The following is a 21,001-nucleotide window of genomic DNA, read 5'->3' as shown; positions in this document are numbered from 1 at the left end:
CGGCTACACCGTGAGATTGAAGTTCGGGTCGACACCGTAGAGCGCCAACGCTGCAAACAGGACAACGACCTGCACCGAGACCAACGAGAAACGCATCGATCGGCCGACGGCCTCGCCGACACCGACGGGGCCTCCACCGGCGGCGTACCCGTAGTAGCAGTGGCTGACCATGACGATCGCAGTGATGATGAGGGCCTCCAAGAAGGACCAAAAGACATCGTCGGGACGCAGGAACGTTTGAAAGTAATGCTCGTAGGTGCCGTTCGACTGCCCGTAGAGCACCGTGGTGGTGATCTGCGGGGACAGGAACGACATAATCATCGCCAACGCGTACAGCGGGATGATCACCACCAGCCCGGCCATGATCCGGGTGGAGGCCAGAAACGAGATCGACTTGATGCCCATCACTTCCAGGGCATCGATCTCCTCGCTGATCCGCATCGCGCCCAGCTCGGCCGTAGCACCCGCACCGACCGTGGCCGCCAGGGCGACACCCGTGACAACTGGGCCGGCGATGCGCACGTTGATCAGTGCGGCGAAGAACCCGGTGAACGCCTCGACACCGATGTTGCCCAGCGACGCGAAGCCCTGGATTGCGACCAGCGAGCTGCCGGACAGCGTGACAAAGCCAACGATGGCGACCGTGCCGCCGACGACGGCCATCGCGCCGGTACCCATGCCGATCTGGGCGATCAGCCGCAGCGTCTCCTTGCGGTAGTAGCGCAGCGCGTGCGCGATCTGCCCGATGCTGGTCAAAGCGAACCAGGTGAGCTGGCCGGCCTCGTCCAATCCACGGGCCGCCGCACCTCCATATTGACGAAGGTTGGCGACCGCCCGCGGGAAGCGGGCGCGCAGCACAGCAGCGGTCGACATGTCAGCGCCCCGTCCCGAATCGCACACCGATGGTCGTCAAGATCACGTTGACGGCGAACAGGGCAATCACACACAGCACCACGGTCTCGTTGACGGCGGTGCCAAGACCCTTGGAACCGCCACGGACGGTCAGCCCCCGATAGCAGCCGACAAGGCCCGCGATCAGGCCGAACGTTGCGGCTTTGATGGTTGCGATGACCACCTCGGGCAGGCCGGTGATCAAGGTCAGCGTGGCAAGGTAGGCGCCGCCCGAAACGTTCTGCAGATAGACACCGAAGAGAAAGCCACCGACCAGGCCGACGGTGATCACCAAGCCGTTGAGCAGCGTGGCGACCAGCATCGAGGCGAGCACCCGCGGCACCACCAGACGGTGGATGGGATCGATGCCCAGCACCTCCATCGCGTCGATTTCCTCGCGGATGGTGCGGGCACCCAGGTCGGCGCAGATGGCCGTGGATCCGGCGCCGGCGACCACCAGCACCGTTGTCAGCGGGCCAAGCTGGGTGACCGCGCCGATCGCCGCGCCGGAACCGGAGATGTCTGCCGCGCCGAACTGGGCCAGCAGAATATTGAGCGTGAAGATCAACAGCACCGTCAGCGGTATCGAGACCATGATCGTCGGTAAAAATCCGACCCGCATGATGAACCAGCACTGCAGAATGAACTCGCGCCACTGGAACGGCCAGCGAAACAGCGCCTTTCCAGTCAGCACACACATGCGAAAGAATCCACCGACGAGGGTCAGCGGGGTTTGCAGTTGGTCGCGGACGTAACCGCCAAGCGTTATCGACGTCGTCACCGCGGCTCCCTCAAGCCGCCGACCTGGGTATCGCGGCGCCGCGGCGCATCATGTCGCACGCCTCCTCCTTGCCCCGACCCTTGGTGTGTGACCGCCACCTCGTTACTCACAGGGAGTAACGGAGACCACAGGAATCTACCCGATGGCCAGCCAGGAGTGTAAGGCATCCGCACATTTAACCCTTCGTCAATAGCGGGCAAACGTTACAATTTCTGTCGATTTTCCCTTCTCTCCGTGAAACCAGCTGATGCAGAACGTCTTTCAACATTCACACAGGCGCCGTAGCGCAATCGCAGTTCAGTCTTGAGCACCTTCCCCGCGGGGTTGCGGGGCAGAGCGTCCACGATCTCGAGCGCCTTGGGGTGCTTGTAGCGCGCAAGCCGGTCGGTCAGGAACTCACCTAGGTCTTCGATCCGAAGGTCGTCGTTCGTTACGGCCGCGACCGCGATCGGCACCTCTCCCCACTTCTCGTCGGCCCGGCCGATGACCGCGACTTCGGCGATGTCGGGATGGCTGGCCAGAACGTTTTCCAGCTCGGCGCAGTAAATGTTTTCACCGCCGGAGATAATCATGTCCTTCTTGCGGTCCACCACCCAGACGTAACCGTCGGAGTCCATACGAACCAGATCCCCAGAATGGAACCAGCCGCCTGCGAACGCCTCCGCGGTGGCCTCCGGGTTGTTCCAGTAGCAGCTCATCAATGTTGGTGCCCGGTAGACAATTTCGCCCACTTCGCCGACGGGGACATCGTTCATGTTCTGATCGACCACCCTTGCGGCGACGGTCGGGATCACCCTGCCGACCGATCCGCGCTTAGCGATCGCATCTTCGCCGAGCAGCATGCAGGTGACCGGTGACATCTCGGTCTGGCCGAATGCGGCCAGTATCTGGGTTTCGGGAAAGGTTGCCGACATCTGCCGCAGCAACGCATCCGGCGCCGGCGCAGCTCCCCACGACAACACCCGTAACCTCAAGTCACGTGGTCGTGCTTGCTGTTCGGTACAGACCGCCTGCCACTGCGCGGGAACCAGAAAGATGCCGGTGACCTTCTCTGCCTCCAGCACGTCGAGCAGCTGTCCCGGGTCGAACGCGCCCAGCGGATAGATCACCGTGGGCAAGCCGAGCAGCAGCCCGGTCAGCATGTTGCCGATTCCGGCGATATGGAACAGCGGGACGCCGACGAAACCGACGTCGCTGTTGATATTGGCGCCACTGGTGTAGAGCGCGGTCATCGCCTGACCGGTGAGGTTCGCGTGAGTCAGCACGGCGCCCTTCGGGCGGCCGGTGGTGCCCGAGGTGTACATGATCAAGGCCGGCGAGTCGTTCGGGATGTCCACCGGTTCGTGGACATCCCCGGCCTCGTTGAGTAGGTCCTCATAGCCGAACACGCTGTCCTGGCTGGATCCGCCGGCGACCACGATCACGCTCAGCAAGGGCTGGATGTTGCGGACACCGATGGCCACCGGAGCCAGCGCAGCTTCGGTCAGCATCACGTGTGCGGCACAGTCTTCGACCAGGACGGCGATTTCGGTTGGGGTGAGCCGGAAATTCAGTGGTACGGCGATGGCCCCGATCATGTTGGCGGCCAGCACCGACTCGACGAACTCGGTGCGGTTAAGCATCAGGATCATGACCCGATCGCCGAAACCGACCCCGCGACCGCTCAATGCGCCCGCCAGCGCCGCAACCCGGCGCCTTAGGTCAGCCCACGTCATGGTGTTGCCCACAAACCTCAGCGCCGGCGCGTCTGGCTGCATCATCGCGTGCCGTTCGAGCTGGTTGACCCAGTTCTGCCGGCGAGCAAGGTAGGGCTGCTGTTGGGCTAGTGTTAGCGCCCGCGTCAGGTGACTGGCCAGTTGCGCGGTCAACTATCCCTTCCTTCCCTTCCTTTCACTTGCGCATCCCTTGCGCCAGGTTGATATTTGATAAAGCATGATGTTGTCTGGGTCACACTATGGCCTGAGCGGCCCAACAACAAGCCCCCGCCAAGCCCCCGGCAAGTCCCCGGCAATCCCGGCCCGACCCTGAAAGTCCTGGCAAGCCACGTGAACGCACCTCTATCGGCGAAGCCGCGGAGCCAGCTTCCCCTGCGCCGGGCACAGTTGTCCGACGAGGTCGCGGGCCACCTGCGGGCCGCCATCATGTCGGGCGCCCTGCGCTCTGGAACGTTCATCCGTCTGGACGAGACGGCAGCCGAGCTCGGAGTCAGCGTCACGCCGGTGCGGGAGGCGCTGCTGAAACTGCGCGGTGAGGGGATGGTCGGGCTGGAGCCACATCGCGGCCACGTGGTGCTGCCGTTGACCCGCCAAGACATCGACGACATTTTCTGGCTGCAGGCCACCATTGCCCAAGAACTTGCCACATCGGCCACCGCTCACATCACCGACGTTGAGATCGACGAGCTGGACCGCATCAACAATGCGCTGGCCGGTGCTATCGGGTCCGGTGATGCCAAAACCATCGCGTCGATCGAGTTCGCGTTCCACCGCGTCTTCAACAAAGCGAGCCGCCGGATCAAGTTGGCCTGGTTCCTGCTTAATGCCGCGCGCTATATGCCGGCGCAGGTGTTCGCGGCCGACCCGCGATGGGGCGCGGACGCGGTGAACAGTCATCGGCAGCTGATCGCCGCGCTGCGCCGCCGCGACACAGCCGCCGTAATCGAGCACACCGTCTGGCAGTTCACCGATGGGGCACGCAGGCTGACGGAGGCCCTGGCTGAGACCGAAGTCTTCGGCTGAGCCCGCACATGCCTTAGCTGGCCGCCAGCTGCTCGGCGCGCTGCTTGAGATTTTCGGCGAGATGCTCCAGGACGTTGTTGAGCAGCATCTTCACCATCGGCTCGGGCACCGGCATGGTGACCTGGACGTCCATGTCCACCGTGAGCAAGCTCGCGGCGCCGGTTGCCACCACACTGAACAGCTGCTCCTGCTTGGCAAACAGTTCACCCTGCTGCATGACGGTTTGAATCTGGTTTTCGCCTGGGTAGTACACGGCGTGGATATAGGTGCCCTCGATGCCTTGAACAGCGGTGTCGAGCCGCACCTGGCTGGGACGCCCGTCATCGTAGCGAGCGAGCACCCATGCGCCCTTGACCCCTTCATTCCACTCTGGGTAGCGCTCGATATCGGCAACGATGGCCATGATCGATGCGGCGTCGGCGGTGACCTCGACGGTCTTGCTCAAAACTGGCATTCGGGAAGCATACCTGGGTCGCGGTGAGCACGAGATTGCCGTCATGGCTGTGGTTGGAGCGGCGAAAATCACAGCCCTGAACGCAATCTGGGCGCGGCTTATCCGCTTACGCAAGCCGTCGACAACAGCGACCGAATGGCCTCGGGAATCGGAACCGGCCTGCGGCTAGTCCGATCGACATAGACGTGCACCCAGTGCCCGAGTGCGGTGATCACCCCCGCATCGTCAGGCTCCTTAAACACACCCAGCCGGTAGGTGACGCTGCTGCGCCCCAACCGCGTCACAGCCAGGCCCACCATTAGGCTCTCCGGGAAACGCAGTTCCGAGAAATAACGGCAGCCCGACTCCGCGACAATGCCCAGCACAGGCATCGCGAGCGGGTCAACCCCGGTGCTCGTGTTGATCCAGGCGTTTATCGCGGTGTCAAACAGCTGGTAGTAGACGGCGTTGTTGAGGTGGCCGAACATGTCGTTGTCGGCCCATCGAGTTCCCACCGGCCACAGCACCGGAAAGTCGCTGCGCAGGAGCTTCTCCGGTGCCGGCAGTGCAGCCATGGTTGTATTCCAACATGCCTGCCATCCGGGGCGCGGTGCTAGACCAGATCGGTGTGCCGCGGCCCTATTGGCGGTCGAAACCAATCAGCGTCGTCGAGCTGCACCTGGACCCGCCCGACCGCGGTGAGGTCCTTGTCCGAATCGAGGCTGCGGGCGTGTGCCACTCCGACCTGTCGGTGGTCGACGGCACCCGGGTACGGCCGGTGCCGATCTTGCTCGGTCATGAAGCCGCTGGAATCGTCGAGCAGGTCGGCGACGGCGTCGACGGGGTCGCGGTCGGTCAGCGAGTCGTGCTGGTGTTCCTTCCGCGTTGCGGCCAGTGCGCGGCGTGCGCGACCGACGGTCGGACGCCGTGCGAACCGGGCAGCGCGGCCAACAAGGCCGGCACACTGCTCGGTGGCGGTATCCGGCTCAGCCGGGGCGGCCGCCCGGTGTACCACCACCTCGGCGTCTCGGGTTTCGCGACCCATGTCGTCGTCAACCGGGCCAGCGTGGTTCCGGTGCCGCACGAGGTGCCGCCCACCGTCGCTGCCCTACTCGGGTGCGCGGTGCTCACCGGTGGGGGTGCGGTACTCAACGTCGGTGATCCGCAGCCCGGCCAGTCGGTCGCCGTCGTCGGCCTCGGGGGCGTCGGTATGGCAGCGGTGCTCACCGCTTTGACGTATACAGACGTTCGTGTGGTCGCCGTCGATCAGCTACCCGAAAAGCTGTCGGCCGCAAAGGCCTTGGGCGCCCATGAGATCTACACACCGCAGCAGGCCACGGCCGGCGGGGTCAAAGCCGCCGTGGTTGTCGAAGCCGTCGGTCATCCTGCCGCGCTGCACACCGCGATCGGGCTTACCGCGCCCGGAGGGCGCACCATCACCGTCGGGTTGCCGCCACCGGATGTCCGGATCAGCTTGTCGCCGTTGGATTTTGTCACCGAAGGCCGGTCACTGATCGGCAGCTATCTGGGTTCGGCGGTGCCCAGCCACGACATTCCCCGCTTCGTGTCGTTGTGGCAATCGGGCCGTCTGCCGGTGGAGTCGCTGGTGACGTCAACGATTCGGTTGGACGATATCAACGAGGCGATGGACCACCTCGCCGATGGCATCGCGGTGCGTCAGCTCATCAGTTTCACCGGTGATCTCTAAAGGCGCTGAATGCTTGCGCAGCACCGGTCAGTCGAACAAGACCGCGGCGTTAAGGTACCCGGTCGGGTCCAACGCCGCCTTGACCCTCCGCATCGCGGCGACGTCGTTGGCCTGCCGGGACATTCCCAGGTAGGCACGCTTGCGGCTGCCCACCCCATGTTCTGAACTGACGTTACCGCCGCATTCGGCGATGAGGCCCATCATCTTTGCGTACAACGCCGGTTCCCGATCAGGCGGGCAACGCAGCACGTTCAGGTGCAGGTTGCCCTCACCGATGTGACCGAACAACAGCGGCAACGCCTCCGGAGAATCCGGGACGTGTCGGTGAACCAACGCGACCGCATCTCGGGCGAAGCCGCTGATCGCCGACAATGGCAGCGAGACGTCGAACTTCAGCGGCGGGCCGTACACACCGAGCACCTCGGCCAGCGATTCACGGGTGCGCCACAACCGTTGCTGCGCAGCGGCATCCACACCGACCGCGGGCTCCCCGCACATCCGTGCACCGCCGAGCAGGTCGGCGAGCCGGTCGGTCTGATCGTGGTCGGCGGCCAGTTCCACCAATAGCAACCAGTCAGCCTCGACGGGGGGGCGAACGCCAAGATGTTCACGGGTTAGCGCGGCGGCCCGACCGTCAATCAATTCCAACGCCGCGATGCCCTCCACGTCGCGGAACATTCGGCCGGCATCGACCAGCGCTGCCAGCTCGGCGAACCCGCACACGGCTGTCACCCGATGCGACGGGGTGGGGTGCAGCCGCAGATCCAGCGCGGTGATAACCCCCAGGGTGCCTTCGGCCCCGACGAACAGCGCGGGCAGGTCGTAGCCGGTGTTGTCGCGACGCACCCGGCTGTGCCGGCGCAGCACCGTACCGTCGGGCAGCGCGACGTCTAGCCCGACAACCTGCTCGCCCATGTTGCCGTAACGGACCGTGCGCAATCCGCCGGCGTTCGTCGAGGCCATGCCACCGACGGTCGCGGTATCCCGGGCCGACAAATCCACGCCGAACACCAGCCCAGCCGTTGACGCGGCGTGCTGCACCGCGGCCAGTGTGACCCCGGCACCGATCTCGATTCGGCGCTCAACGGTATCGACATCGCTGACGACGCAAAGCCGTTCGGTAGACAGCAGCACGTCGTCGTGTTCGGGAACGGTGCCCGCCACCAGTGAGGTGCGGCCGCCTTGAACGGTGACATAGGCTCCAGCGTCCCGGCACACCCGCAGCACTTCGGCGACCTCTTCAGCCGAGCCGGGCCGCACCAGCGCGCTGGCCCGGCCCCGATAGCGGCCGGTGTGGTCGACGCTGCGGCCGGCCAGCACGTCAGGGTCGGTGGTGACGTGATGCGATCCGACCGCACTCACCAAGCTGGTTAGCATGCTCGCGGTTATAGCAGCCGCCATAGGTCAGGCAGTCATCGAGGTTTGTCCAAACGCCGGACGTAGCGGCAGGACCGCCTTACTCTCGTTAAGTACCTAATACCCGCGGTAGCGGGTCAGTCCCAAGTGACCGGTGCGGGCGCCGGTCCGTTGGGAAGGACGGGGAGATGTCGCACCTGGTCACAGCCCCTGACATGCTGGCGACGGCAGCTGCCCATGTGGATGAGATCGCTTCCACGCTGCGGGCCGCCAACGCGGCTGCGGCAGGCCCGACATGTAACCTGCTGGCCGCGGCCGGCGATGAGGTTTCGGCGGCAACGGCGGCCCTGTTCAGCGCATACGGGCGGGAGTATCAGGCGGTCGTCAAGCAGGCCGCGGCGTTCCACAGCGAGTTCACCCGGACGTTGGAGGCCGCCGGCAACGCCTACGCACACGCCGAAGCGGCCAATGCGGCCCGGGTATCGCACGCGCTGGACACTATCAACGCACCGATCCGGACGCTGTTGGGCCGTGCGCCGTTGAGCCCCAACGGATCCAGCGGGGCCGGCGGGCTGCCGGCGATCGCGCAGCTGGCTGCGGAGAGTCCGATAACGGCGTTGATTATGGGCGGCACCAATAACCCGCTACCCGACCCCGAGTACGTGACAGACATCAACAACGCTTTCATCCAGACCCTCTTCCCGGGTGCTGTCTCGCAAGGCCTGTTCACGCCCGAGCAGTTCTGGCCGGTTACCCCCGACCTCGGCAATCTGACGTTCAACCAGTCCGTCACCGAAGGCGTGGCGCTGCTGAATACCGCCGTCAACAACCAACTGGCCCTCGACAACAAGGTCGTTGCGTTCGGCTACTCGCAGAGCGCCACGATCATCAACAACTACATCAATTCGCTGATGGCGATGGGTTCGCCGAATCCGGACGATATCTCCTTCGTCATGATTGGTAGTGGCAACAATCCCGTCGGCGGGCTGCTGGCGCGCTTCCCCGGCTTCTACATCCCGTTCCTGGACGTGCCGTTCAATGGCGCAACCCCGGCGAATAGTCCCTACCCGACACACATTTACACGGCCCAGTACGACGGCATCGCCCACGCGCCGCAATTCCCGCTGCGCATCCTGTCGGACATCAACGCCTTCATGGGCTACTTCTACGTGCACAACACGTACCCGGAACTCATGGCCACCCAGGTGGATAACGCGGTGCCGTTGCCGACCTCCCCGGGCTATACCGGCAACACCCAGTACTACATGTTCCTGACTCAGGATCTGCCACTGCTCCAGCCGATCCGTGACATCCCCTACGCCGGTCCCCCGATCGCCGACCTGTTCCAGCCGCAGCTGCGGGTGCTCGTCGACTTGGGCTACGCCGACTACGGGCCGGGCGGCAATTACGCGGATATCCCCACTCCGGCCGGGCTGTTCTCGATCCCCAACCCGTTCGCTGTCACGTATTACCTGATCAAAGGGAGCCTGCAGGCGCCCTATGGCGCCATCGTGGAGATTGGGGTGGAAGCCGGATTGATTGGGCCGGAGTGGTTCCCGGACAGCTATCCGTGGGTCCCGTCGATAAACCCGGGCCTGAATTTCTACTTCGGCCAGCCACAGGTGACACTGCTATCCCTGATGAGTGGCGGTCTCGGCAACATCCTGCACCTGATCCCGCCACCGGTCTTCACCTGACGCGGCCGCGATAACGATTGGCCGAAAACGCCGGGCTTCCCGGCGGGCGCGCTCTAGGCTCTAAGGGCCCCAGCGTCGAACAGGAGACCAGATGTCCTACGTCATCGCGGCCCCGGAGATGTTGGCAACGGCGGCCGCGGACGTGGACGGGATCGGTTCGGCGATACGAGCGGCCAGCGCGTCCGCTGCGGGTCCAACGACCGGACTGCTGGCCGCGGCCGCCGATGAGGTGTCGTCGGCCGCTGCAGCGCTGTTCAGCGAATACGCGCGCGAATGTCAAGAGGTCCTAAAGCAGGCTGCGGCGTTCCATGGCGAGTTCACCCGGGCGCTGGCTGCCGCCGGGGCCGCCTATGCCCAGGCTGAAGCCAGCAACACCGCTGCTATGTCGGGCACCGCCGGGTCCAGCGGCGCCCTCGGTTCTGTCGGGATGCTGTCAGGCAACCCGCTAACCGCGTTGATGATGGGCGGCACCGGGGAACCGATCCTTAGTGACCGCGTCTTGGCGATCATTGACAGCGCATACATTCGGCCCATTTTCGGGCCCAACAACCCGGTCGCCCAGTACACGCCCGAGCAGTGGTGGCCGTTTATCGGGAACCTGTCACTGGACCAATCCATCGCCCAGGGTGTCACGCTGCTGAACAACGGCATCAACGCGGAACTACAAAATGGGCATGACGTCGTCGTTTTCGGCTACTCGCAAAGCGCCGCGGTAGCGACCAATGAAATACGCGCTCTTATGGCGTTACCACCGGGCCAAGCCCCAGATCCAAGCCGGCTGGCTTTCACGTTGATCGGTAATATCAATAACCCCAACGGCGGCGTCCTCGAGCGTTACGTGGGCCTTTACCTCCCGTTCTTGGATATGTCGTTCAACGGTGCGACTCCACCGGATTCCCCCTACCAGACCTACATGTACACCGGCCAATACGACGGCTACGCCCACAACCCGCAGTACCCGCTCAATATCTTGTCGGACCTCAACGCCTTCATGGGCATCAGATGGGTGCACAACGCGTACCCCTTCACCGCGGCCGAGGTTGCCAATGCCGTGCCGTTGCCCACGTCTCCGGGCTACACCGGCAACACCCATTACTACATGTTTCTGACCCAGGACCTGCCGCTGTTGCAGCCGATTCGCGCCATCCCCTTCGTAGGGACCCCAATAGCCGAGCTGATTCAGCCCGACCTACGGGTGCTAGTCGACTTGGGCTATGGCTACGGCTACGCCGACGTACCCACCCCGGCCAGCCTGTTCGCGCCAATCAACCCGATCGCCGTGGCCTCGGCCCTGGCGACCGGGACCGTGCAAGGCCCCCAAGCCGCCCTAGTAAGCATCGGATTGTTACCGCAGTCCGCGCTACCCAATACGTATCCGTATCTTCCGTCGGCGAATCCGGGCCTGATGTTCAACTTCGGTCAATCCAGTGTGACGGAGTTGTCGGTGCTCAGTGGCGCCCTCGGGTCCGTAGCGAGATTGATTCCACCGATCGCGTGAGGTTCACGTTTCCTTCCGAGTTCCAAGCGGAGACTGGTTGCGGATCGATTCGTCGCGGATCAGCCCGCGCAGCAGTGCCGTGCTGAACTCCGCCGCGATCTCCTTGGCCGTTCGGCGCCCGCTCGGCCGCAGCCAGCGGTAGCTGCCCAGCGTCATCCCGATGTACCCCAGCGCCACCACATGCGAGTCGCACTCATAGAACTCGCCGCTGGCAATCCCGCGGTCGATCAGGCCGTGTACGTGCTCGTAGACTTGCTGCTCCTTCTCGCGGACCTCGGCGACCTGCTCGCTGGTGAACCACTCGGTGATGTAGGGCTGCTCCTGGAAGTACACGGCGGCCCGCTCGGGGTTGCTCGCGATCGCAGTGAGCAGCCGGACCGTGTACTGGTACAGCGCTTCACGGGCCGTCCAGGACGGATCGTCGTGCACGGCGGCCAGGGTGCCCTCGGCCGCCTGACGGTAAATGTCGAACAGGATCAGCGACTTGCTGGCGTAGTAGTGATAGACCGTTGCTTTGTTGAGCCCGATCACATCGGCGACGTCGTCCATCCGGGTGCCGTGATAACCGCGCGCCGCGAATAGTTTGGTGGCAACAGCCAGCAACTCCTCACGGCGGCTTAGCCCGTTGGGGCTGGTGTCGGATGGCATCGCTACTCGCTATCGTCGCTGCCGGTGGAGCCCATGGGCCCCGGCCGAAGCTGTATCAATCAACTGGTTGTTCAGTTTAGGCAAGGCGGCGACAACCTGTCGCACCGGCGCGGATGTGACTAAACTCCGTTGCGAACCAAGTCGCGAGTCGAGAGGGTGAAGTGATGGATCCGAGTCCTGACTACGACGTGAGCGACGAAATCGAGTTCTTCTTCCGGTACCTCACCTGGGGTCTACGCGGGGTCGAAACCGGCGACGGATACCCGCCGCCGGCGTATCCGCCCGTCTGAGCCAGCGCTCGCGCGCTACAACGCCTTGAGTTCCTCGGAGACTTCGGTCACCGATTTCTTCGCATCACCGAACAACATAGTGGTGCCGTCGGCGTAGAACAGCGGGTTGTCGATGCCGGCGAACCCGGAATTCATCGACCGTTTGAGCACGATCACCGACCTCGACTTGTCCACGTTGAGGATCGGCATGCCGTAGATCGGGCTGGACGTCTCGTTGCGGGCCGCCGGGTTGGTGACGTCGTTGGCGCCGATCACGATGGTGACGTCGGTGCGGGCGAACTCGTCGTTGATGTCGTCCATGTCCTTCATCGCGTCGTAGTCGACTTCGGCCTCGGCCAGCAGCACGTTCATATGCCCGGGCATCCGGCCGGCGACCGGGTGAATCGCGTACTTGACCGGCACACCCCTGTCCTCCAGCAAGGTTGCCAGGTCCTTCACCGCATGCTGCGCCTGCGCGACGGCCAACCCGTAGCCGGGCACCACGATCACCTGATTGGCGTATGCCATCTGGATCGCGGCATCGGCGGCCGAAGTGGCCTTGACGTGTTTGTCGTCGCCGCCGCCACTGGGCGCCACACCGCCGCCGCCGAAACCGCCCGCGACGATCGCCGGAATGGAGCGGTTCATCGCCTTAGCCATCAGGTTGGTCAGGATCGAGCCGGACGCGCCGACGATCATGCCGGCCACGATCATCGCGGTGTTGTTCAACGCCAGACCCGCCGCCGCGGCCGACACGCCGGTCATGGCGTTGAGCATCGAGATGACCACCGGCATGTCGGCGCCACCGATCGGCAACACCACCATCAGACCCAGCACGCCGGCGGCGACCAACAGGCCGATCATCCACCACAATGCGACCCCACCGCTCCCGGGATGCGCGTGCAGTCCGATCACCACGGCGGCGGCCACGGCCACGGCCAGCAGCAACAGGTTGATCGGCTGCTGCGCCTTGCCGAGTCCGATCGGCCGCCCGGAGATGATCTCCTGCAACTTGCCGAACGCGACGATAGACCCCCAGAACGAGATCGACCCGATGATCGCGGCGAACAATGAGGCCACCACGATGTGCACGGTCGGCGACTCGCCGTGCTGGAATGCGGAAAAGCCGGTGGTATCGATGAACTCCGACAGCGCGATGAGTGCGACCGTTCCTCCGCCCACGCCGTTGAAGAATGCCACCAGCTGCGGCATGGCGGTCATCTTGGTCAGTCGCGCCGGCGGCACACCGAGCACAACACCCACCACCAGACCGGCGATGATCAGCGGCCATTGGCTGGTGTGTCGGATCATGACCAACGTGGCCGCCACGGCGATGGTCATGCCGGCCGCGGCGATCAGGTTCCCGCGCACCGCGGTCTTGGGGCCGGTGAGCCCCATCAACCCGTAGATGAAGAGTGAAAAGGAGATGATGTAGAGAATCTCGACCAGGTAGTGCAGGTTCATCGGAGCGCCTCGTCGCGGTCGGGCTTGGCTGGCACGGCGGGCTTCTTGGCCTTGAACATGCCGAGCATTCGGTCGGTGACGATGAATCCGCCGATGACGTTCAGCGTGCCGAACACCACCGCGACGAACAGGATGACCTGCAACACGAGCGATGGGTGCTCAATTTCGCCGAAAACCACCAGCGCGCCGAGAACGACAATGCCGTGGATGGCGTTGGTTCCTGACATCAGCGGGGTGTGCAACGTGTTGGGCACTTTCGAGATCACCGCGAACCCGACGAATCCGGACAGCACCAGGATCGCCAGGTTCTCCAACAATTCGTTGTACATCTAGGAGTCCTTCCCGCGGGTGACACACGACTGGGCAATCACCTCGTCGTCGAAGTCCGGGGCCAGCCTGCCGTCTTTGATCAACAAGTCGAGTAGCGCGGTGATGTTCTTGCTGTAGAGCTCGCTGGCGTGCTCGGGCATCGTGGCCGGCAGGTTCAGCGGTGCGGCAATGGTGACGTCGTGCTTGACGACTGTCCGGCCGGGCTCGGTCAATTCGCAGTTGCCGCCCGTCTCGCCGGCGAGATCCACCACCACGCTGCCAGGCTTCATCGCTTCCACTGCAGCGGCGGTCACCAACGTTGGCGCCGGGCGGCCCGGCACCAGCGCGGTGGTGATCACCACGTCGAAGCCACTGATCGCTTCTTCCAATGCCTTTTGCTGCTGGGCGCGCTCGTCGTCGGTCAGTTCGCGGGCGTAACCGCCCTCACCGGACGCTGAGATGCCCAAATCAAGCCATTGAGCGCCCACCGATCGGACCTGGTCGGCCACCTCGGGACGCACATCGTAGCCCGTGGTGCGCGCGCCTAGCCGTTTGGCCGTCGCCAGCGCCTGCAGGCCGGCCACGCCGACGCCGAGCACCAGCACCGTGGCCGGCTTCACCGTTCCGGCCGCCGTCGTCAGCATCGGAAAGAACCGGGTCGATTCCGAGGCCGCGAGCAGCACAGCCTTATACCCAGACACGTTGGCTTGCGACGACAGCGCGTCCATCACCTGCGCCCGCGAGATGCGCGGGATGGCCTCGAGCGCGAACGCCTGCACCCCGGCCTGGGTCAGCGCGCCGATCGAGTTGTCAGCATTACGGGGCGCTAGAAAGCCGATCAGTGTCTGCCCACCGCGCAACCGGCCGACCTCCGCCGCCGTCGGCGGCGCGACCTTGACAACGACGTCGGCGGCCCAAGCATCCCCGATGCTGGCACCGACAGCGGTGTAGAGCTCATCGGGAAGCAGCGCGCGCTCGCCCGCACCGGCCTCGACCACGACCGCCACACCACGGTTCACCAGCGACGCGACCGCCTTGGGAACCAGCGCGACCCGTCGTTCGTCGGGCCCCGACTCGGCAACCACCCCGACCCTGGTGCTCTGCGTCTGCGGATCTGTCATGGCGCGTACATCCACTTTCCTTACTGAACGCCGATAGATTTGCTCAGACACCCTACCGGGCTACCAGAGCGGTATTTCCTGGCCATACTCGGATGCCGAGCGCGCACCGAGGTAGCGACGCTCGGATTCGGCGATCGGCACGTCGTTGATGCTGGCTTCGCCACAGTTCGGTGCCGTAGCTGCGATACCACTGGCCGTTGCGGTCACGGGATTCGTACTGGAACCGCATCGCAATGCGGTTGTCGTGGAAGCTCCACAAACTCTTGCGTAGCGAATAGTCGAGCTCGCGCTGCCACTTGCGGGTCAGTTGAACGGTGGCACGAAACGACGGCGAGCAGACGCAAAACCCCCTTCTCGTCGGCGTGTCGAGGGACTTATGCGTCTGCTAGCGCCGGTAGATATCGTGGCGGAATGGACTTCGCGATGTCGGCCAAGGCCATCGACTACCGCACGCGGTTGTCCGACTTCATGACCGAGCACGTCTTCGGCGCTGAGGCCGATTACGACGACTATCGCCGCGCGGCCGGACCGGCCGACCACACCGCGCCGCCGATCATCGAGGAACTGAAAACCAAGGCCAAAGACCGCGGCCTGTGGAACCTATTCCTGTCGGCCGAGTCGGGATTGACCAACCTGGAGTACGCGCCGCTGGCCGAAATGACCGGATGGAGCATGGAAATCGCGCCCGAGGCACTCAACTGCGCCGCACCGGACACCGGCAACATGGAGATCCTGCACATGTTCGGCACCGAGCAGCAACGGGCGCAATGGCTGCGGCCGCTGCTCGACGGCAAGATCCGCAGCGCCTTCTCGATGACCGAGCCGGCGGTGGCCAGCAGCGACGCCCGCAACATCGAAACCACCATCTCCCGGGACGGTGCCGACTACGTCATCAACGGCCGTAAGTGGTGGACGTCGGGAGCGGCGGACCCGCGGTGCAAGATCCTCATCGTGATGGGCCGCACCAACCCGGACGCAGCCGCCCACCAACAGCAGTCGATGGTCCTCGTCCCGATCGACACCCCCGGCGTGACGATCGTTCGCTCCACACCGGTGTTCGGCTGGCAGGACCGGCACGGCCACTGCGAGATCGACTACCACAACGTCCGGGTCCCGGCCACCAACCTGCTCGGCGAAGAGGGCAGCGGATTCGCCATAGCCCAGGCCCGGCTGGGGCCGGGCCGTATCCACCACTGCATGCGTGCGCTGGGCGCGGCCGAACGCGCCTTGGCACTCATGGTGAATCGCGTCCGCAACCGGGTGGCGTTCGGCCGTCCGCTAGCCGAACAGGGCGTCGTGCAACAGGCGATTGCTCAGTCCCGCAACGAAATCGACCAGGCAAGGCTGCTGTGCGAAAAGGCGGCGTGGACAATCGACCAACATGGCAACAAAGAGGCGCGCCACCTGGTCGCCATGATCAAGGCGGTGGCCCCGCGGGTGGCCTGCGATGTCATCGACCGCGCAATCCAGGTCCACGGGGCCGCCGGCGTCAGCGACGACACCCCGCTGGCCCGGTTGTACGGCTGGCACCGCGCCATGCGCATCTTCGACGGTCCCGACGAGGTGCACCTGCGCTCCATCGCCCGCGCCGAGCTGTCGAGGGAGAAGTCCACCTTCGCTGCGGCGGTCACCTGAGATGGCTGTCCGTGAACTGCCGGGCGCGTGGAACTTTCGTGACGTCGCCGACACCGCAACCGCATTGCGGCCGGGGCGGCTGTTCCGGTCCAGCGAGCTGAGCCGCCTCGACGACGCCGGCCGGGCAACGCTGCGCCGGCTGGGGATCACCGACGTTGCCGACCTGCGGTCGTCCCGGGAGGTTGCCCGCCGCGGTCCAGGACGGGTTCCGGACGGCATCGACGTCCACCTGCTGCCGTTCCCCGACCTCGCCGATGATGACGCCGACGACTCAGCGCCGCACGAAACCGCATTCAAGAGGCTGCTAACCAATGACGGGTCCAACGGCGAGTCCGGCGAATCCAGCCAGTCGATAAATGACGCGGCCACCCGCTACATGACCGACGAGTATCGCCAATTCCCAACGCGCAATGGAGCACAGCGCGCGCTACATCGTGTCGTCACACTGCTTGCCGCCGGACGCCCGGTGCTCACCCACTGCTTCGCGGGTAAGGATCGCACCGGCTTCGTGGTCGCGCTGGTGCTTGAAGCGGTCGGCCTGGACCGCGACGTCATCGTCGCCGACTACCTGCGCAGCAACGACTCCGTGCCACAACTGCGGGCCCGGATCTCCGAGATGATCCAGCAGCGTTTCGACACCGAACTGGCACCCGAGGTGGTGACGTTCACCAAGGCCCGGCTGTCCGACGGGGTCCTGGGTGTCCGCGCGGAGTACCTGGCCGCCGCACGCCAGACCATTGACGAGACCTACGGATCGCTGGGCGGCTACCTGCGCGACGCCGGTATCAGCCAGGCCACAGTCAACCGGATGCGCGGGGTGCTGCTCGGATGAGGGGAAACGCTTTCGCGCGAATCCGATTCGCGTAAGCGACCACCAGGGCAGCGGGACCGCTCTGGGCTGACCAAAACCCCGGGTTGACCCGGTTGGCCGACACCTGGTGCTAGGGGAGTGAGACGATGTCGTATCTGATCGCTGAGCCGCGGATCGTAGCGGCGGCCGCCGCCGAGGTGGCAGGAATCGGTTCGGCCGTGAGTACGGCCGGCGCGGCCGCGGCAGGCCCGACGTGTGCACTGGCCGCGGCGGCCGGCGATGAGGTGTCGGCCGCCATCGCGAAACCGTTCGGCGCATACGGCCAGGAATACCAGGCCGTGCTCGCTCAAGTCGAGGCGTTTCACAGTTAGGTTCCACCAGACGTTGGCCGCCGCGGCGAACAGCTACGCAGATGCCGAGGCCGCCATCGCCAGCACCCGGCAAAATCAGCTGGCTGTGCCCGCCGCCGCACCAACCCCCGCGGCGGCCGCGATGATTCCGCCATTCCCGGCGAACTTGACCACCTTGTTCTTTGGGCCCACCGGAATTCCACTACCACCGCCGTCTATGTTGACGCCGCCAATACGCTGTAGGTCCGTTCGGCGGGCGCTACAAGCCGTCTTCACACCCGAAGAGTTGTACCCACTCACCGGTGTCAGAAGTTTGGTCCTCAACACGTCAGTGGAAGAGGGCTTGACCATCTTGCACGACGCGATCATGGTAGAGCTCGCGACCACCGGAAACGCGGTCACCGTTTTCGGCTGGTCGCAAAGCGCCATAATCGCGTCGCTGGAGATGCAGAGGTTCACGGCGATGGGCGGGGCCGCACCTTCGGCGAGCGACCTCAATTTCGTGCTTGTCGGCAATGAAATGAACCCCAATGGCGGTATGCTCGCGCGGTTCCCGGATCTGACGCTTCCGACTCTGGACCTGACGTTCTATGGCGCAACGCCCTCGGACACGATCTATCCGACGGCCATCTACACGCTCGAGTACGACGGGTTCGCCGACTTCTCGCGATACCCGCTCAACTTCATTTCCGACCTCAACGCGGTTGCAGGCATCACATTCGTACACACCAAGTATTTGGACCTCACGCCCGCGCAGGTCGAGGGCGCTACTAAATTACCGACGTCGCCGGGCTATACGGGGGTCACCGACTACTACATCATCCGCACCGAGAATCGGCCGCTGCTGCAACCGCTGCGGGCGGTGCCGGTCATCGGAGATCCGCTGGCCGACCTGATCCAGCCGAACCTGAAGGTGATCGTCAACCTGGGCTACGGCGACCCGAACTACGGCTACTCGACGAGCTACGCCGATGTGCGAACGCCGTTCGGGCTGTGGCCGAACGTGCCGCCTCAGGTCATCGCCGATGCCCTGGCCGCCGGAACACAAGAAGGCATCCTTGACTTCACGGCCGACCTGCAGGCGCTGTCCGCGCAACCGCTCACGCTCCCGCAGATCCAGCTGCCGCAACCCGCCGATCTGGTGGCCGCGGTGGCCGCCGCACCGACGCCGGCCGAGGTGGTGAACACGCTCGCCAGGATCATCTCAACCAACTACGCCGTCCTGCTGCCCACCGTGGACATCGCCCTCGCCCTGGTCACCACCCTGCCGCTGTACACCACCCAACTGTTCGTCAGGCAACTCGCTGCGGGCAATCTGATCAACGCGATCGGCTATCCCCTGGCGGCCACCGTAGGTTTAGGCACGATCGATAGCGGGCGGCGTGGAATTGCTCACCCTCCTCGCGGCGGCCTCGGACACCGTTCGAAACATCGAGGGCCTCGTCACCTAACGGATTCCCGACGGCATCGACGTCCACCGACTACCGTTTACCGACCTCGCCAATGACGAGGCAGCATGGCCCCATTTGGGTTCACTCCAAAGGCCAGACACAACCGCGGAGTCGCTTTACGCTCAACGTATCGGCTCGACGGGTGGGTTATGGGCCCCGTCGACAAGGAGGGATGGGGTTTGTCGTACGTATTCGCGCAGCCGTCGGTATTGGCAGCGGCGGCTACCGATTTGGCCGGGATCGGCTCGGCGATCAACCAGGCTACGGCGGCCGTCGCGGCCCCGACAACCGGCCTGGCGGCGGCTGCCGCGGACGAAGTGTCCACGGCCCTTGCCACGCTGTTCGGCGCGTACGGCCAGCAGTTCCAGGCGATCAGCGCACAGGTTGCGGCGTTTCACAACGAATTCACCCAGAGGTTGGCGGCGGCCGCAAACGCATTTGTCAATGCCGAGGCCACCAACACGAGCGCGCTGGTGCAGGAGGCGACGGCCGGACTCTTTAAGCCAACCTCACCCCCGGTGCTACCGCCAATGTTCAACCAAAATACGGCGATCATCATGGGCGGCACCGGGTCACCGATACCCACGCCGAGTTATGTCAACGCCATCACGACCTTGTTCATCGACCCCGTCGTCTCGAATCCGGTCGTCAAAGCGCTGGTGACGCCCGAAGAGCTATATCCGATCACCGGCGTCAAATCCCTGCCCTTCCAAACCTCGGTGCAGTTGGGCCTACAGATTCTCGACGGCGCGATTTGGGAGCAAATCAACGCCGGAAACCACGTCACCGTGTTCGGCTATTCGCAGAGCGCCGTCATCGCGTCCCTGGAAATGCAGCACCTCATCTCGCTGGGTCCCAACGCTCCCAGCCCCAGCCAGCTCAATTTCATCTTGATCGGCAACGAGATGAATCCCAATGGCGGGATACTTGCGCGCATACCCGGTCTGAATGTCACCACCCTCGGCCTACCGTTCTACGGGGCGACCCCGGACAATCCCTATCCGACGACGACCTACACCCTCGAGTACGACGGTTTCGCCGACTTCCCGCGGTATCCACTCAATGTCCTGTCCGATATCAACGCAGTATTCGGGATACTCACGGTGCACACCACGTATGCGGACCTCACACCGGCACAGATAGCGTCGGCCACGCAGTTGCCGACACAGGGCACGACGTCGAACACGTACTACATCATTGAAACCGAGCATCTGCCGCTGCTGGCCCCGTTGCGGGCAATCCCGGTCATTGGCCCACCGCTGGCGGCGCTGGTCGAACCGAACTTGGAAGTAATCGTCAATCTGGGTTACGGCGACCCGAGGTTCGGCTATTCGACGAGCCCGGCGAACGTGCCTACCCCATTCGGGCTCTTCCCGGATGTCCCGGCGAGCGTTGTCGCCGATGCCCTGGTTGCCGGAACGCAACAGGGCGTCAACGACTTCATGGTCGAGTTGCCAGCCGCCCTGAACACCCTGCCCCAAACTCCGATGCCCGCGTTCCCGCCGTATGTGCCGACGTTGCTACCGCCGCCACCGCCGCCACAACCGGCGACGCTCATCAACATCGCGGACACTTTCGCTTCCGTTGTGTCGACCGGCTACTCGATTCTTCTTCCGACGGCAGATCTAGGTCTTGCCTTCGTCACTATCCTGCCCGCCTATGACCTCACCCTGTTCGTGAATCAACTGGCGGCCGGCAACCTCCGCGCTGCGATCGAGCTGCCGCTCGCGGCCACCATTGGGTTGGCCGCCCTGGGCGGCATGATTGAATTCATCGCGATTGTGGTGACGTTGGCCGACATTACTCAGCAACTGCAAAGCTTCAGCATCTGATCGCCCGAT

General features: G+C 64.4%; 18 protein-coding genes and 2 pseudogenes. 9 read left to right on the top strand and 11 right to left on the bottom strand.

Annotated features, from left to right (window positions below):
• Positions 1 to 3: 3 nt before the first annotated feature.
• From FF952_RS00910 to fadD5, 3 genes are all read right to left on the bottom strand, one after another.
• The gene (locus FF952_RS00910) at positions 4 to 873 is read right to left on the bottom strand and encodes an MlaE family ABC transporter permease (protein WP_003401077.1); all 870 of its coding nucleotides are present in this window, start codon (positions 871 to 873) and stop codon (positions 4 to 6) included.
• A gap of 1 nt (position 874) precedes the next feature.
• Positions 875 to 1,672, bottom strand: a complete 798-nt coding sequence (locus FF952_RS00905; RefSeq protein WP_003902877.1) for an MlaE family ABC transporter permease — start codon at positions 1,670 to 1,672, stop codon at positions 875 to 877.
• 203 nt (positions 1,673 to 1,875) lie between these two features.
• The gene (gene fadD5, locus FF952_RS00900; protein WP_003902876.1) at positions 1,876 to 3,540 is read right to left on the bottom strand and encodes a fatty-acid--CoA ligase FadD5; all 1,665 of its coding nucleotides are present in this window, start codon (positions 3,538 to 3,540) and stop codon (positions 1,876 to 1,878) included.
• A gap of 177 nt (positions 3,541 to 3,717) precedes the next feature.
• Between fadD5 and FF952_RS00895 the strand changes: the two genes are divergently transcribed.
• Positions 3,718 to 4,410: a GntR family transcriptional regulator gene (locus FF952_RS00895; protein ID WP_003401065.1), complete on the top strand. Its 693-nt coding sequence runs from the start codon at positions 3,718 to 3,720 to the stop codon at positions 4,408 to 4,410.
• 13 nt (positions 4,411 to 4,423) lie between these two features.
• On the opposite strand, the gene FF952_RS00890 is transcribed toward FF952_RS00895, so the two are convergent.
• A complete protein-coding gene (locus FF952_RS00890; protein WP_003917895.1) occupies positions 4,424 to 4,864 on the bottom strand; it encodes an SRPBCC family protein in 441 nt (146 codons plus the stop codon).
• Positions 4,865 to 4,962: 98 nt separating this feature from the next.
• A complete protein-coding gene (locus FF952_RS00885) occupies positions 4,963 to 5,418 on the bottom strand; it encodes an acyl-CoA thioesterase (protein WP_003401060.1) in 456 nt (151 codons plus the stop codon).
• A 14-nt stretch (positions 5,419 to 5,432) separates the two neighbouring features.
• Here FF952_RS00885 and FF952_RS00880 point away from each other — a divergent pair, with 14 nt between their 5' ends.
• Entirely contained in the window at positions 5,433 to 6,551 is a 1,119-nt protein-coding gene (locus tag FF952_RS00880; RefSeq protein ID WP_003901814.1) for an alcohol dehydrogenase catalytic domain-containing protein, read from the top strand.
• 27 nt (positions 6,552 to 6,578) lie between these two features.
• Here the strand turns inward: FF952_RS00880 and FF952_RS00875 are convergent, their stop codons facing one another.
• Positions 6,579 to 7,928, bottom strand: a complete 1,350-nt coding sequence (locus FF952_RS00875) for an FAD-binding oxidoreductase (RefSeq protein WP_003401056.1) — start codon at positions 7,926 to 7,928, stop codon at positions 6,579 to 6,581.
• A 167-nt stretch (positions 7,929 to 8,095) separates the two neighbouring features.
• Between FF952_RS00875 and FF952_RS00870 the strand changes: the two genes are divergently transcribed.
• The gene (locus tag FF952_RS00870; protein WP_003902873.1) at positions 8,096 to 9,604 is read left to right on the top strand and encodes a PE family protein; all 1,509 of its coding nucleotides are present in this window, start codon (positions 8,096 to 8,098) and stop codon (positions 9,602 to 9,604) included.
• A 91-nt stretch (positions 9,605 to 9,695) separates the two neighbouring features.
• The gene (locus FF952_RS00865; RefSeq protein WP_003401047.1) at positions 9,696 to 11,102 is read left to right on the top strand and encodes a PE family protein; all 1,407 of its coding nucleotides are present in this window, start codon (positions 9,696 to 9,698) and stop codon (positions 11,100 to 11,102) included.
• A gap of 3 nt (positions 11,103 to 11,105) precedes the next feature.
• Here the strand turns inward: FF952_RS00865 and FF952_RS00860 are convergent, their stop codons facing one another.
• Complete coding sequence (locus FF952_RS00860) at positions 11,106 to 11,750, bottom strand: TetR/AcrR family transcriptional regulator (protein WP_003401044.1); 645 nt, start codon at positions 11,748 to 11,750, stop codon at positions 11,106 to 11,108.
• 161 nt (positions 11,751 to 11,911) lie between these two features.
• Here FF952_RS00860 and FF952_RS00855 point away from each other — a divergent pair, with 161 nt between their 5' ends.
• Entirely contained in the window at positions 11,912 to 12,040 is a 129-nt protein-coding gene (locus tag FF952_RS00855) for a hypothetical protein (protein WP_003910049.1), read from the top strand.
• A gap of 15 nt (positions 12,041 to 12,055) precedes the next feature.
• Here FF952_RS00855 and FF952_RS00850 read toward each other — a convergent pair whose 3' ends face one another.
• From FF952_RS00850 to FF952_RS00835, 4 genes and pseudogenes are all read right to left on the bottom strand, one after another.
• Entirely contained in the window at positions 12,056 to 13,483 is a 1,428-nt protein-coding gene (locus tag FF952_RS00850) for an NAD(P)(+) transhydrogenase (Re/Si-specific) subunit beta (RefSeq protein WP_003905246.1), read from the bottom strand.
• On the bottom strand, positions 13,480 to 13,812 hold the full coding sequence (locus FF952_RS00845) for an NAD(P) transhydrogenase subunit alpha part 2 (protein ID WP_003401030.1): 333 nt from the start codon (positions 13,810 to 13,812) through the stop codon (positions 13,480 to 13,482). The genes FF952_RS00850 and FF952_RS00845 overlap by 4 nt, the downstream gene beginning before the upstream one ends.
• A complete protein-coding gene (locus FF952_RS00840; RefSeq protein WP_003401026.1) occupies positions 13,813 to 14,913 on the bottom strand; it encodes a Re/Si-specific NAD(P)(+) transhydrogenase subunit alpha in 1,101 nt (366 codons plus the stop codon). It abuts the gene before it with no gap.
• A gap of 60 nt (positions 14,914 to 14,973) precedes the next feature.
• Positions 14,974 to 15,220, bottom strand: a pseudogene (locus tag FF952_RS00835) (DUF1348 family protein); the annotation flags it as partial.
• Positions 15,221 to 15,336: 116 nt separating this feature from the next.
• On the opposite strand from FF952_RS00835, the gene FF952_RS00830 reads away from it, so the two are divergent.
• From FF952_RS00830 to FF952_RS00815, 4 genes and pseudogenes are all read left to right on the top strand, one after another.
• Positions 15,337 to 16,548, top strand: coding sequence for an acyl-CoA dehydrogenase (locus FF952_RS00830; protein WP_003401015.1), 1,212 nt, complete (start codon positions 15,337 to 15,339; stop codon positions 16,546 to 16,548).
• Between the two features lies 1 nt (position 16,549).
• Positions 16,550 to 17,380, top strand: coding sequence for a tyrosine-protein phosphatase PtbB (gene ptbB / locus FF952_RS00825; protein WP_003401010.1), 831 nt, complete (start codon positions 16,550 to 16,552; stop codon positions 17,378 to 17,380).
• A 125-nt stretch (positions 17,381 to 17,505) separates the two neighbouring features.
• Positions 17,506 to 19,160, top strand: a pseudogene (locus FF952_RS00820) (PE family protein).
• A 149-nt stretch (positions 19,161 to 19,309) separates the two neighbouring features.
• Positions 19,310 to 20,992 carry a PE family protein gene (locus FF952_RS00815; RefSeq protein WP_003911119.1) on the top strand — a complete coding sequence of 561 codons (1,683 nt, stop codon included), beginning with the start codon at positions 19,310 to 19,312 and terminating at the stop codon, positions 20,990 to 20,992.
• The last annotated feature ends 9 nt before the right edge of the window (positions 20,993 to 21,001 follow it).

Origin of the sequence: Mycobacterium tuberculosis complex sp. N0072, from assembly GCF_030323725.1 — a bacterium.
Taxonomy (GTDB): domain Bacteria; phylum Actinomycetota; class Actinomycetes; order Mycobacteriales; family Mycobacteriaceae; genus Mycobacterium; species Mycobacterium tuberculosis.
Note: the sequence above shows the minus strand (reverse complement) of the source record. Positions and strands in the feature narration are given on the sequence as shown.

What these genes read in the sequence shown, in the direction of transcription:
- ptbB (WP_003401010.1), top strand. Translation starts at nt 16,550, where the DNA reads ATGGCTGTCCGTGAACTGCCGGGCGCGTGGAACTTTCGTGACGTCGCC.
- FF952_RS00865 (WP_003401047.1), top strand. Translation starts at nt 9,696, where the DNA reads ATGTCCTACGTCATCGCGGCCCCGGAGATGTTGGCAACGGCGGCCGCG.
- FF952_RS00840 (WP_003401026.1), bottom strand. Translation starts at nt 14,913, where the DNA reads ATGACAGATCCGCAGACGCAGAGCACCAGGGTCGGGGTGGTTGCCGAG.
- FF952_RS00910 (WP_003401077.1), bottom strand. Translation starts at nt 873, where the DNA reads ATGTCGACCGCTGCTGTGCTGCGCGCCCGCTTCCCGCGGGCGGTCGCC.
- FF952_RS00830 (WP_003401015.1), top strand. Translation starts at nt 15,337, where the DNA reads ATGTCGGCCAAGGCCATCGACTACCGCACGCGGTTGTCCGACTTCATG.
- FF952_RS00815 (WP_003911119.1), top strand. Translation starts at nt 19,310, where the DNA reads ATGGGCCCCGTCGACAAGGAGGGATGGGGTTTGTCGTACGTATTCGCG.
- FF952_RS00870 (WP_003902873.1), top strand. Translation starts at nt 8,096, where the DNA reads ATGTCGCACCTGGTCACAGCCCCTGACATGCTGGCGACGGCAGCTGCC.
- FF952_RS00890 (WP_003917895.1), bottom strand. Translation starts at nt 4,864, where the DNA reads ATGCCAGTTTTGAGCAAGACCGTCGAGGTCACCGCCGACGCCGCATCG.
- FF952_RS00885 (WP_003401060.1), bottom strand. Translation starts at nt 5,418, where the DNA reads ATGGCTGCACTGCCGGCACCGGAGAAGCTCCTGCGCAGCGACTTTCCG.
- FF952_RS00845 (WP_003401030.1), bottom strand. Translation starts at nt 13,812, where the DNA reads ATGTACAACGAATTGTTGGAGAACCTGGCGATCCTGGTGCTGTCCGGA.
- FF952_RS00850 (WP_003905246.1), bottom strand. Translation starts at nt 13,483, where the DNA reads ATGAACCTGCACTACCTGGTCGAGATTCTCTACATCATCTCCTTTTCA.
- FF952_RS00860 (WP_003401044.1), bottom strand. Translation starts at nt 11,750, where the DNA reads ATGCCATCCGACACCAGCCCCAACGGGCTAAGCCGCCGTGAGGAGTTG.
- FF952_RS00880 (WP_003901814.1), top strand. Translation starts at nt 5,433, where the DNA reads ATGCCTGCCATCCGGGGCGCGGTGCTAGACCAGATCGGTGTGCCGCGG.
- FF952_RS00875 (WP_003401056.1), bottom strand. Translation starts at nt 7,928, where the DNA reads ATGCTAACCAGCTTGGTGAGTGCGGTCGGATCGCATCACGTCACCACC.